Raw genomic sequence first — 12781 nt, forward strand, 5'->3', positions numbered from 1 at the left:
CCGGACGAAAGCAGGTTTTCAGCCGCGCCTGGGTTTGCGCACCGCCCGCACCTTGCCCGTGCGCCCGCCGCCGCAGAAGAAGCGGTCCTGGCCGTCCGATTCGAGCCCGGACACGCCGACGCCTTCGGGCATCTCCAGCCGCTCGATGACTTCGCCCGATTGCGGATCGATATGCCGCAGCTCGCTCTCGTCGCCTTCCCACGTCGCATGCCAGAGTTCGCCCTCGATCCAGGTCACGCCCGTGACGAAGCGATTCGACTCGATGGTGCGCAGGATCGCACCGTTGTCCGGATCGACCTGATGAATCTTGCGCTCGTTGTATTGCCCGACCCAGAGCGTGCCCTCGGCCCACGCGAGGCCCGAGTCCGCGCCGCCGCCGGGCGCGGGAATCGTCGAGAGGACGCGCCCTGTCTTCGGATCGATCTTCTGAATGCGGTCCTCGGCGATCTGAAACAGATGCTCGCCGTCGAAGGCCGTGCCCGCATGCGCCGCAATGTTCAGCGAACGTTCTTTCTCGCCGCTGTCCGGATTGAAGGCGTTGAGCGTGTCGCCCGCCGCGAACCACACGCGCTCCCCGTCCCAGGTGACGCCGTGCACGCCCTCGACGTCCGGAAAAGGCCCGTATTCACGGATGATTTCCGCCTTTGCGCGTTTCATGTCGCCGTCCTCCTGATGACTGATCGTGACTTCATGCTAATCACTCGCGAGCCCGATGGGGAGTAACAAGGTCGTCGTGAATCCGGGCATCGGCGGCGTCGTCCAGCGGCGCGCGCGACCGCGACCGAACGATTGCACCTTGCCGCTCGCGGCGAGCGCATCGAGCGAGCGCTGCACCGTGCGCTGGCTCGCGCCGAGCGCAATTGCGAGCGCCGAGCTCGACCACGACTCGCCATCGGCGAGAAACGCCAGCAACGGCGCGAATTCGTCTTCGACGGGCAGCGCGAGCACGGCCACGTCGCGCGCATGACGCGGCTTCAGCACGAAGCCTCGCGGCGTCGCGTCGATGCTCGCGTGCGCCCGCAGCATCGCGCGTAATCTGCCCATCTCGACGCGCAGCCGCGCACGATGCGTCTCGTCCGCTTCCCTGATGCGAAACGCCCGCAGAATGAGCGCGTCGCGCGGCACGTCGCGAGGCCATGCCTGCGCGAGCATGCGCGCGAGCGTGAAGAGCACGGGGCGCGTCGCGAGCGATATCGACATGCCGTTCTCACGCACGCACAGACGGCATGCATCGACGACAAATGCGTCCGATGCCAGCAACGCCTCGACTTCGTAGAGCCGCAGCAGCCGCTCTTGCCCATGTGCGATGAGGCGCGCGGCGGGCGTGCTCAACATGCGCCATGCGCTATCCACTTCGGCGGCAAGTGCCGGAATGCCCGCCTGCCGCGCGGCTTGCGTCGCGCGTTCGAGCGCGGCGTGCGCCGCTTTCGTATGAAGACGCCGCAACGCGATGCCTGCCGCGATCAGCTCATGCGCCGCCCGCGACGCAGCGGGAAGCGCCCCGGGATTCAGTTCGACGAGCATGCGCTCGGCATCGTCGGTTCGTCCGATGAGCAGCGCGCGATGCACTTCCAGATAGCGCGCATGCGCGGCGTTCGCGTGGTCGCCGTGCGCTTCGAGAATCGCGCGGGCGTGATCGAGTGCTTTCGCGGGCCACGCGAGATCGCGCGATGCGAGCGCGATCTCCGCTTCCGCGACGATACAGCGCGAGCGCGCGAGCGCCTCTTTCGCACCGAACGCACGCGCCGCGCTTTTCACGAGCGCACGCGCGCGCACGAAGTCGCCGAGCTGCGCCATCGCGATGCCGCGCAACGCAAGCGCGCTTGCATCCTCACGCAGCGCGATGCGATTCAGCGCGCCGAGCGGATCACCCGCCGCGAGCGCGCGCGCCGCCGCCGTGATCAGCGAATCCATGCGAATCCCGACACACTTGTCACTCCTTTGCGGTAGATGCCCGCGACTAATCTAACACCGTACCCGACGCGCACCGGGCGAATGCAAAGGGACGACATCATGAACGTGCTCACCGTGAACATCGAACGAGAGGCCTCGCCTCATTCGCGCCGCCGCTTCGTTGCCGTGGCCGCGCTCGTTTTTCTGGCGGGCGTGATCGTGACGTGCGCGATCCATACGTCGATGTCATCGATGAGCGAGTTGCCGATGCCCGGCGGCTGGATGCTCTCGCCCACCTTCACGCCGATGTGCGGCCGCACATGGCTGCGCACGGCGACGGCATTCGTCGGCATGTGGATCGCGATGATGACCGCGATGATGCTGCCTTCTTTCGCGCCGCTTCTGTGGCGTTATCGCGCAATGCTCGATGGCGCGGGCACGCGTCTCTCGTGGAGCATGGCCGCAGGCTATGCCTTCATTTGGACGATGACCGGCATCGCTGCTTTCGCGCTCGTCGCGATCCTCACCGAGTTCGTGATGCGCGCACCGGCCATCGCGCGTTGTGTTCCCTTCGCGAGTGGCGCCGTCGTGTCGCTGGCGGGCGTGGCGCAGTGTTCGCAGTGGCATGCGACGCTGCTTGCGCGCTGCACGCATTGCAGGCACATGCGTGCCGAGTGGCTCGACGGCGTGCGACACGGACTTCATTGCGTCTCTTGCTGCGCAGGCCTGACCGCGGCCCTCTTCGTCTTCGGCGTCATGGATCTGCGCGCAATGGCGCTCGTTACGCTGGCGATAACCGCGGAACGTCTGCTGCCTTCGTTCAGGCGCGTGCCGCAGGTTATCGGCATCGTTCTGGTGCTGCTCGGGTTGATGATTATCGCCGGTTCAAGCCGGCTGTAAGCAAGGCCTTTACCGGGCAAGCGATTTGAAATACGTTTTAATCGCTCACTAAAGGACGGTGCTTTGCTGTCGTTATACAGACCAGCCGACGCGTTTCATCGGCCGCGCAGCAGGCGAAGCATCGCCGCCCGCGTGCGTACGCCTTCTCGATGCAGCCACTCTTGAGAGAACTATGTTTTCGACAATCAAAGGCCGTCTGGCCTTGGCCATGATGCTGTTGAGCGCGCTGCTTGTCGCGATCGGCATGGTCGGACTGACCGGCATGAGCCGGTCCAACGCGGTAGCGTACGACCTCTTCACGAATGAAATGCCGAGCGCGGTGTCCGTCGGCAACGCGGAAATGTTCATGGCGCGCGAGCGCCTCTCCTTCGACCGCGCAGCGCTGAATGTGGGCACGCCCGCGGCGGAAGATGCGATCGGACGCGGCGCGCTGATGCGCAAGACCTCCGACGACGCATGGACGAAATATGCCGGCCTGCCGCAAGGCTCCGACGAAAAGCCGCTCGCCGACAAATTCAACGAGCAGCGTCTCGCGCTGCAAAAGCAGATCGACGAAGGTTATGCCGATATCCGCGCGCAGGATCAGGCGAAGATCGTCGCCGACGCGAGCGCGATGCAGGCAGCATTCAACGAGTTCGCGAAGACGGGCGTCGCGCTGCGCAAGCTGCAATTCGACCAGGCGAAGGCCTTGTATGACGAAGGCCAGGAAACCTTCGGCGCGTTTCGCATCGGCTGCATTGTTGCGATTCTGCTCGGCGTCGCCGCGGCGCTCCATACGTGGATGTCGTTGCGCCGTCGTATCTCGCGTCCGCTCGATGCCGCGCTCGCGCAATTCAATGCGATCGCAAACGGCGACCTGCGCCGCAGCGTGACGGTCAGCTCGAACGACGAAATGGGCCAGTTGTTGCGCGGTCTCGCGACCATGCAAGCGAGCCTCATCGATACGGTTCGCACGGTACGCGGCGGCAGCGAATCGATTGCATCCGCGACCAAGCAGATCGCGGCGGGCAACGTGGATCTTTCCTCACGCACGGAACAGCAGGCGTCGGCGCTTCAGGAAACCGCCTCGAGCATGGACGAACTGACGGGCACGGTGAAGCAGAACGCCGACAACGCGCGTCAGGCTAGCGTGCTCGCCGCGAACGCGTCGGAGATCGCGGGCAAGGGCAGCCATGTCGTGTCGCAAGTCGTGACGACGATGGGCGAGATCAACCAGAGCTCGTCGAAGATCGCGGACATCATCACGATCATCGAAGGCATCGCGTTCCAGACCAACATTCTCGCGCTGAACGCGGCGGTCGAAGCCGCGCGCGCCGGCGAGGAAGGACGCGGCTTCGCAGTCGTCGCAGGCGAAGTGCGCTCGCTCGCGCAGCGTTCGTCGGCGGCGGCGAAGGAGATCAAGGAACTGATCGACAGCTCGGTCGAGCGCGTGCAATCGGGCACCGCGCTCGTCGACGAAGCCGGCCGCACGATGAACGAGATCAGCACGGCCGTGCAGCGCGTGACCGACATCATGGGCGAAATCGCGGCGGCTTCGGAAGAGCAGAGCAGCGGCATCGAGCAGGTGGCGCGCGCCGTCACGCAGATGGATGAAGTGACGCAACAGAACGCGGCGCTCGTCGAAGAAGCGGCGGCGGCGGCCCAGTCGCTCGAAGATCAGGCTGGCGCGTTGCGCACGGCAGTGGAGACGTTCCGGCTTCACGACGAAGGCATGCGCGCGACGGCCTGAAGCCGTTTCGCGGTTCCATGATGCGCGGCTCGCGATCCTTCGGGACGCGAGCCGTTTTCCTTTCCGAGCCATAACCGCCGGTAATCACCTCATGAGGCGAATTCAATAGACGGCTATCGCTGTTTTCGCGAGACTGCGGGACGTCGGACCATCATGCGGTCCGCCCTCGAAAAGAGCGCGCGCAACGGATCAATCCGCGCGCAACAAGCCTCGGAGGAGACAAGAAGATGCTGCATCGCCCAAGAGTCACCCGCTCCGTTCTCGCGCTGATGTGCGCGATGTCCTTCATCATGTACCTCGATCGCGTCAACCTGTCTGCTGCCGCAGGTCTGATCCGCGACGATCTTCATCTCACCAACACCGACATCGGGCTCGTGTTCGGTGCTTTCGCTTATACGTATGCGATCTGTCAGGTCATCGGCGGATGGTTCAGCGACCGCTTCGGCGCCAAGACGACGCTCGTGCTGTGCGCGTCGATCTGGATCGTCGCGACGATCGCGACGGGATTCGCGGGTGGCGTCGTGTCGCTGTTCTGCGCGCGCATGCTGCTCGGCGTCGGCGAAGGCGCGGCGCTGCCCGCGCAGGCGCGCGCACTCGTCAACTGGTATCCGGCGGGCAAGCGCGGCTTCGTGCAAGGTCTCACGCATTCGTTCTCGCGCCTCGGCAACGCGCTCACGCCGCCCTTGATCGCGTTACTGGTCGCGTTCGCTTCGTGGCGCGCTTCGTTCGTGCTCGTCGGCGCGCTGACGGCGGTGTGGGTCGTCGTATATGCGTGGTACTTCGCGGATAACCCGCGCAAGCATCGGCACATGACGGCCGAGGAAGAAGCGCAGTTGCCGCCTGAAAACAAGGTCGCCGTCGACAAGACGCGCGAGCCTACGCCCTGGGGCCGCCTGCTCAAGCGCATCTCGCCGACGATGATCGTCTACTTCTGCTATGGCTGGACCGGCTGGCTCTTCTTCACGTGGCTGCCGACTTTCTTCATGCATGGACGCGGTCTCGATCTGAAGAGCTCGGCGCTCTTTTCGGCGGGCGTATTTCTTTCGGGTGTCGTCGGCAATACGGCGGGCGGCGTGATCTCGGATCGCATTCTGAAGCGCACGGGCAGTGTCGTTTCAGCGCGGCGCAACATGATCATCGTCGCGTTCCTCGGTGCGCTCGTGTTTCTCGCGCCGGTGATGGTCGTGAAATCGCTGCCGGTCATGGCTGCGTCGTTGAGCCTGTCGTTCTTCTTTCTGGAGATGACGATCGGGCCGATCTGGGCCGTGCCGATGGACATTACGCCGAAGCACGTCGGGATCGCGAGCGGGCTCGTCAATGCGGGATCGGCTATCGCCGGGATCTTTTCGCCGATCGTGTTCGGGTTCGTCGTCGACCGGACTGGGAGTTGGACGTTGCCTTTCGCAGGATCGCTCGGGTTGCTCGCGGTCGGAATCGTGATGACGTTTTTCATGCGGCCGGATATCGCACTGGATAGTGCTGCAGCTTCCGATAATGCCGGGCGCACGGCGCATGGGGAGTTGAAGCTGGCGGAGCGGCGGAGCGGGTCGTGAGGGCCTGCTCGTATTCCTCCGCAAAACGCCTTTGCTACTCGAATGCACGCATGCTGCTTTCAAACGCAAAAAAAGACCGGCGCGAACGCCGGTCAAAGGCCCCCGTTGCGGGGACCACTTAGGTACTCTGAATCAGGACGCGGCGGCCGCAACGCTCCGTGGACATAGCACGCTTAGAACTTGTGGCGAATCCCGATTCGAACCGCGGTCTGCACGTCCGTCCCGGACGCGTCACCTAGCGCGGCCTGCGCCTGTGCGCTAAAGCCGTGGTCATGCGCAAGCGCGGCTACGAAATAGACGTCCGTACGCTTCGAGAGGAAATAGTCGCCGCTGAGTGTCAACTGGTTCGCGCTGCCGACTCCATTGTTGCGGTGCTGATATTGCGCGCCGCCCGCAAGAGACAACGTCGGAATGACCTGATAGGCCAGGCCGGCTTCATAGGTCGTTGCGCGCGGTTTCGTTCCGCTGCTGAGTTGCACGTCGGAAACCATTCCGAACAGGCGCGCTTTTCCAATCATGTAGGCCGCGCCGCCCGCGAATTCTCTCGAGTTTGCAGAAGGCGTGGCGTTGTGGCGCGACATATACGCAAGTGCAGCGCTCAGCGGTCCGTTGTCGTAGCTCACGACGAAGTTGCTCGAACTGTTCGTGCCCATCGAACCGGCAACGTTACCGAAACCGTACATACCGCCAAGCGTGAAACCCGCGATGGACGGCGACTGGTACTTCACCGCGTTGTTCACCTGATCGCCCCATACGCGATTGTCGAGCGAGTAGCCGCCGGCTGCGTATGCGGGGAGACTCCATGCGAGAAGGCCCGCTGGTGTATTCGAGCCTACCGCGAACGCCGGGAAGATGTCGCCGATGAAATCGTACTGCCGGCCCAGCGTGAGCGTGCCCCAATTGCTCGACAGTCCGACGAAGGCTTGTCGTCCGAACTCGAGCCCGCCCTGACCGAGTGCACCGGTTCCGACGTCGAACCCGTTCTCCAGCGCAAAGATCGCTTTGAGTCCACCGCCCAGATCTTCGGATCCTCTCAGTCCCCATCGACTGCCCTGTGAAGATCCCGACGTGAATTGCACGACGGCGCCCTTCTGCGTGGGCGTATCCACCCGATTGGTGTAAGTGACTCCCGCATCGATTATTCCGTACAAAGTCACGGATGATTGCGCTGAAGCGGCTCCGCACGTCAAAGTCGCAATGGCCGCTATGATTGGTCTTTTAATTTTCCGTCTCCTTAGCATATCTAAACTTAAACCGATTTACTATTTGCTCGGTCGCAAACGTCACTCGTACGTAACGCTCGAACTTCTCAATATCGTCCGGACAACAGGGAGCCGAAGCCAGGCACCGACGGATCCAGGCCAAGCCGCTTGAGCATGGCGAATGCGGTCGCCACCGAAGAAGACACCACCGGCAGGCCGATCCGATCCTCGATTGGCTGGACGGACGCGAGCGACGGCATCTGAACGCAGGCGGATGCGACAACGGCATCGACTCCGCTGATATTGAGTCTTCGCGTTATCTCGATGGGCGCGCGCGGGTCTCGAAGTCCCACTTCGATGTTATCGGGGATTTCGAGCGAGATGCTGTCGACGACTTCGATTCCCTCGTTCGCGAGGTAGTCGATGACCAGCCCGGTCAATGGCTTCATGTAGGGCGTGAGAATCGACACCTTCCTGGCGCCCAACGTCTTGAGACCATCGACCAGAGCACCCGCACTGGTCACGACCGGCGCCAGCGCGCCGTTTTCCACCGTTCGCCGCATCAGCCGGGCCTCCGACGTGTGGTGATAGCCGGGTCCCATGCTCATGATGGCGACCAGACACGCATAGCCGATGACATCGACGTGCGCATCGGACAGTTCGAGCGCACATCGCTCGCTCTCGCCGTCCATGCGCTCCAGCTCTTCCTTCGTCACGTGCTTCATGCGCATCCGGCTCGAATGAAACGTGAAGCGTTCGCTTGCGACGGCCTCGCGCGCCCGAAAGATGGCGGGGACCTCCGTCTCCATCGTGGTATTCGAGGAAGGAACGATCTGTCCGATACGAAAGGCCTTCTTTTCACTCATTTCCGGGCTCCAGCAACTCGTTATCGTTCTCGGCTTGTTCGGAAGCCGCATCCTCGAACGTCGCTGCTTGCAGCGGCTTGCGTTTCACACGAAGTTGGAAAATATCGAATCGGTTGTATTGCCCGGCGATGTCATGCATCTGGCGCGGCTGGATACAATTTCCGAGATCGATATCCGCGTAGGCGATTCCTTCTTCGTCGATGAGCGGTTCACCGATCACCCGACCGTCCGGTCCGAGAAAACCTGAAAACGCACTGTGGCGCCGCGTCAGGCGCTCGCGCGCGTTCGGATAATCGGTTTCGAGCGCGCCAATGATCTCTTCTGAAACGGTCGAGCACGAGACGACAGTGAATAGCTTGCCCTCGAAGCTATGCGCAGCCGCGCGTACTTTGATGGCTTCGGCCATGTCGTAGTCCAGCGGCGCCGCCGGCAACGCGATGTAGTTCGCGACGTGCACCAGCTCACCTTGCGCGATCAGTGCGAAGCGCGCGAGCGTGTTGGTGTTTTCTCCACAAGCGAGCACGCCGAGCGGTCCCACGCTCGTAGCGTGAACACGCAGGCATGCGGCATCCCCCGGCGCCCACGTGAGCTTTTCCGCCCATGTGGGCACCAGCTTGCGATGACGGCCGAGAATCCGCCCCTCGTCGGATATCGTGACGACGGTGTTGAACAAAGTCCCGATGGAACTCCGGCTGCGCTCGTTGACACCGATTACCACGTTGATCCGGTGCAGTGCTGCTGCTTCCGCGATCTTCGAAATCTCGGGGCCGGGAATCTCGATTGCCGCGCGCGCCAGGCGCTCGAACCAGCGGCTGCCTTGCAATGGGTCGCCGAGCCAGCTCCAATAGGGATACGCGGAAACGAACACTTCCGGGAAGGCCACGAGCTGCGCGCCATTGGCCGCTGCTTCTGCGATGAGGCTCACTGCCTTCTCGACGGTCGCATCCGTGTCGAGAAACACAGGGGCCGTCTGGACCGCCGCGGCTTTGAATTTGCGAAGTTGCAGCATCAGTTATCCCCGGCACGTTGCGACCGAGTCTTTCGCGGCTCGTTGCCCACGGCGACCACCGGGTTGCGCAGCGTACCGATCTTTTCGACCCACGCCTCGACGACATCGCCCGGCCACAACCATTCCTGAGGCGATCGTCCCGCCCCGACGCCCGCGGGTGTCCCCGTCGCGATGATGTCGCCCGGTTCCAACGTAATGGCCGAACTGATGTCCGCGATCAGAGCTGGAATGTCGAACAACAAGTGGCGCGTGTTGGAGCGTTGCTTCTCCACGCCATTGACCTTCAAGCCGAGGTCCAGGTCGTGGGGATCGCCAATCTCGTCGGCCGTCACGAGCACAGGTCCGAGCGGTGCGTACGTGTCTTGGCCCTTCGAGAAGATCCATTGACCGGCGCGGCGATTGTCACGGGCGCTGATGTCATTAATGACCGTGTAGCCGAAGACGTGGCCGAGCGCGTCTTGCACGCTCACGTTCTTTGCCCGACGACCGATGACGACGGCCAGCTCACCTTCCCAGTCGAGCTGCTGCGTGATCGCCGCGTTATGCTCGATGGCGTCTCCTGTTCCGATCACGCTCGTGGGAGGCTTCGAAAATATGACCGGTTGCTTCGCCAGATCCTTCGACGTGTCCAGTGTTCGGCTCGACTCATCCACGTGTTCGACGTAATTCAATCCGACGCCGAATATGTTCTTCCGCGGCCGCGGAATGGGTGCGAGCAGCTTCACGTTCACGAGCGGAACAGCACAGTCCAGCGGCCCGTTCCCCCCGTGCTGCTCCAGCAGCTTCGCAACGCGCTCGACCGCGTGCGGCCCGATGTCGATGAATTCGAGCATATCGGAGGGAAGCGTGACACCGGCGTGAGCACCGAGTTGCTCGATGTCGATGATGAAATCACCGACAACCGCGCCGAGCCGGGCGGCAGCGGTAACATTCGTTCGATAGGTAGCGAGTTGCATGATGTGTGTCTCTTGAATCAAAAGTTCCGACGCGAAATTTCGCTCAAAGCGCTGGCTGCGAAGAAACCGGCTGGTGGCCCGCGTTATCCGCCAAGGCCTCTTCGTAGAAGAGCCCCAGTTTTTCCATCACTGGAAGATCATTGAACGAGAACAGGCAGGCGTCCTCGGTCGAACTGAGGTTCACGTGCTCATGCCATGCCCACGAGGGGACGCAGAATATGTCCCGTTCGCGCCAGTCGAAACGGTGTCCGTCGATGATCGAATAGCCCGCGCCCTTTGCCACCTGATAAAGAAAACTCCCGGTGTGACGGTGAGCCTTGCCCTCGAAGCCGGGACGAAGAAGCTGCATGCTGGCGCCGGCGGTCGCCATGACGTGGCCACCGGTAACAGGATTCGTGTAGTGCATCAGCGCGCTGTCGAACGGGTTGTCATCGTGGTTCGCGGCGTAGTTTTTCAATGCATCGTACGTCGGTTCCCACTGGTACTTGAACAACGGGGAATAAGGCTTGTCCCAGCCAGCCTGATGCGCACGAAGTCCGGCCGCGCCCCACATGCTCACGCCGTCATCCACGGGAAATCCGACGGCCTGATGCAAATCCGGGTGCACCGCATAGAACCCGGCCTCGAGTGCGTTGACCAGCGGGATATCCAGACCGTCCTGCCAGATGCATGGCGTCCCGTTCTCCTCGACGCCGTGTTCATGCCATGTGCCATTCGGCGTGAGCACGAAGTCGTTCGCGCCGAGCGTCATCTTGTGACCATCGACGATCGTGTATGCGCCGCTTCCTTCCATGATGAAACGCAGCGCAGAAGACGAGTGCCGATGCGCGGTGGCCCGCTCGCCCGGATGCATGACCTGCAGTCCCGAGTAGAGCCATCCCACTGCCGCCGATACATCCCGCCTTCCAGGGTTCTCGAAGAAGATCACCCGCCGGCCAGCCTTCTCCGGCGTGACGAGCCGCACGGAACGCAGCACATGTTCGCGAAGGTCGCGATAGCGCCAGATCACGGGCACCGATTCCGATTTCGGCTGCCACGGTTCGATCTTGTTGGCCACGGTCCACAGTGCACCGGTCTTGAGTCGCTCGAGGTCGCGGTAATAAGCGATGAGTTCAGGCGAATCTTCGACGTTTGCCCGGCCCGCCATCTCTTCGCGAAAAGTGTCGTACTTGGTCATCGCGTTGCTCCAGTCGATCGGCTCATTTCCAGGTCACTCGACCGCCAGAAGTTTTTGCGGATCCGGCTTTTTAAGCAGCGCATAGGTCACCATGAGAGCGACGAGCATCGGAACACCCGTAACCACCGACATGCGGAACGCGGGCACGAAGAACGTCGAGACGATGACCGCTACCATCATGACGAGGCCGAGCAAAGTGGGAATCGGGAACAAGGGCAGTCGAAAGGCCGGGGTAACACCATCGCGCTTGCACGCCATACGGAACCGAAGATGAGTCGCGAAGATCATCAGCCAGCCGAAGAGCGCCCCGAACATCGCAATCGACATGACCAGAATGAACGATCCTCCGGGCATCATGACGCTCGTGATCGCTGCAAAGGCCACACCGAGGGACGAAAGCAGCAAAGCGCGAACGGGTACGCCGTTACTGCTGACACTGCTCAGGAACGCCGGCGCATAGCCACTCCGTGACAGGCTGAAGATCATCCGTGTCGCGACGTACAACTGGGCATTCATCGCCGACAAGGCGGCCGTCAAGATAACGAAGTTCATGACGCTCGGACCGCCAGACACTCCGATCTTTTCCATCACCATCACGAATGGACTTTTGCCGGTGCCGGCGGACTGCCAGGGAACGATGGCAACCATCAAACCGATCGTCAAAATATAGAAGATGACGAGTCGAAGAAGCGCCGACTTGAATGCGCTCCTTGCGGCGCGCTCGGGTTCATTGGCCTCGCCTGCCGCCACGGCGATAAACTCGATGCCGATAAAGCTGAATACCGCAACCACCACCGCGTTCCATGTTCCTGAGAATCCGTTCGGAAAGAATCCGCCGTCGACATAGAAGTTCGCGAGGCCCACTGAGCTATTTTCAGGAGCGGAAAACACCGCGTAGCTGCCGAGGATGATGAATCCGACGATGGCGGCTACCTTGACGATCGAGAACCAGTACTCCGCCGCTCCGAAGGCGCTGGCGCTTCGGGCATTGATCGCGATCAGCGCGGCGGAGAAGACGACGATCCACAACCAGCCCGGAGAGGTTGGAAACCAGAAGTGCATATAGACGGATATCGCCGTCACTTCGGCGCCGATCACGAGCACGACGGAGATCCAGTATGCGTATCTGACGACGAACCCCGCCAGGCCTCCCAGATAATGTTCCGCGTACGACCCGAACGAGCCGGTACTCGGATGTGTGACCACCATTTCGGCCAGACAACCCATGAGAAGAAGGGCAATAAAAGCGCCGATTGCAAAGCTGATAATGACGCTCGGCCCGGCAAGATGGATCGCGGCGCCGCTGCCCAGGAAAAGGCCTGTGCCGATCGCGCTTCCGATGGCGATCATCATCAGTTGAGCTCGTGTAAGAGATCGCTTCAGTCCGCCTTCTCTGTCCGCGATGACCTTGAATCCTTTGACCGCACTCATTCATGTCTCCGTCGATTCGTTATACTGATTAAATGGAAAGTTTCCATTCTCTTTGTTGCGGCTAC

Annotated in this window: 11 protein-coding genes; 3 read left to right on the forward strand and 8 right to left on the reverse strand. The window is 62.1% G+C overall.

Annotation, left to right across the window (positions count from 1 at the left end):
- Positions 1-18 precede the first annotated feature (18 nt).
- A complete protein-coding gene (locus tag NCS58_RS24185) occupies positions 19-657 on the reverse strand; it encodes a hypothetical protein (protein WP_061119112.1) in 639 nt (212 codons plus the stop codon).
- A 36-nt stretch (positions 658-693) separates the two neighbouring features.
- Positions 694-1914, reverse strand: a complete 1221-nt coding sequence (locus NCS58_RS24190) for a helix-turn-helix domain-containing protein (RefSeq protein WP_250538898.1) — start codon at positions 1912-1914, stop codon at positions 694-696.
- Between the two features lie 99 nt (positions 1915-2013).
- On the opposite strand from NCS58_RS24190, the gene NCS58_RS24195 reads away from it, so the two are divergent.
- From NCS58_RS24195 to NCS58_RS24205, 3 genes are all read left to right on the forward strand, one after another.
- A complete protein-coding gene (locus NCS58_RS24195; protein ID WP_086961244.1) occupies positions 2014-2793 on the forward strand; it encodes a DUF2182 domain-containing protein in 780 nt (259 codons plus the stop codon).
- A gap of 172 nt (positions 2794-2965) precedes the next feature.
- A complete protein-coding gene (locus NCS58_RS24200) occupies positions 2966-4522 on the forward strand; it encodes a methyl-accepting chemotaxis protein (RefSeq protein WP_061119115.1) in 1557 nt (518 codons plus the stop codon).
- Between the two features lie 227 nt (positions 4523-4749).
- On the forward strand, positions 4750-6075 hold the full coding sequence (locus NCS58_RS24205) for an MFS transporter (protein WP_061119116.1): 1326 nt from the start codon (positions 4750-4752) through the stop codon (positions 6073-6075).
- 173 nt (positions 6076-6248) lie between these two features.
- On the opposite strand, the gene NCS58_RS24210 is transcribed toward NCS58_RS24205, so the two are convergent.
- The 6 genes from NCS58_RS24210 to NCS58_RS24235 form a co-directional block, all read right to left on the reverse strand.
- On the reverse strand, positions 6249-7316 hold the full coding sequence (locus tag NCS58_RS24210; protein WP_086961225.1) for a porin: 1068 nt from the start codon (positions 7314-7316) through the stop codon (positions 6249-6251).
- Positions 7317-7384: 68 nt separating this feature from the next.
- Entirely contained in the window at positions 7385-8143 is a 759-nt protein-coding gene (locus NCS58_RS24215; RefSeq protein WP_061119117.1) for an Asp/Glu racemase, read from the reverse strand.
- The gene (locus NCS58_RS24220; RefSeq protein WP_061119118.1) at positions 8136-9152 is read right to left on the reverse strand and encodes a carbon-nitrogen hydrolase family protein; all 1017 of its coding nucleotides are present in this window, start codon (positions 9150-9152) and stop codon (positions 8136-8138) included. The genes NCS58_RS24215 and NCS58_RS24220 overlap by 8 nt, the downstream gene beginning before the upstream one ends.
- Entirely contained in the window at positions 9152-10108 is a 957-nt protein-coding gene (locus NCS58_RS24225; RefSeq protein WP_061119119.1) for a fumarylacetoacetate hydrolase family protein, read from the reverse strand. Before NCS58_RS24225 ends, NCS58_RS24220 begins: the two co-directional genes overlap by 1 nt.
- A gap of 43 nt (positions 10109-10151) precedes the next feature.
- Positions 10152-11285 (reverse strand): cupin domain-containing protein, encoded by a 1134-nt coding sequence (locus NCS58_RS24230; RefSeq protein WP_061119120.1) that lies wholly within the window; start codon positions 11283-11285, stop codon positions 10152-10154.
- Between the two features lie 33 nt (positions 11286-11318).
- Positions 11319-12716 (reverse strand): amino acid permease, encoded by a 1398-nt coding sequence (locus NCS58_RS24235; protein ID WP_250477726.1) that lies wholly within the window; start codon positions 12714-12716, stop codon positions 11319-11321.
- Between the last annotated feature and the right edge of the window lie 65 nt (positions 12717-12781).

Source organism: Caballeronia sp. INML3B (genome assembly GCF_023631305.1).
In the GTDB taxonomy this organism is placed as follows: Bacteria; Pseudomonadota; Gammaproteobacteria; order Burkholderiales; family Burkholderiaceae; genus Caballeronia; species Caballeronia turbans.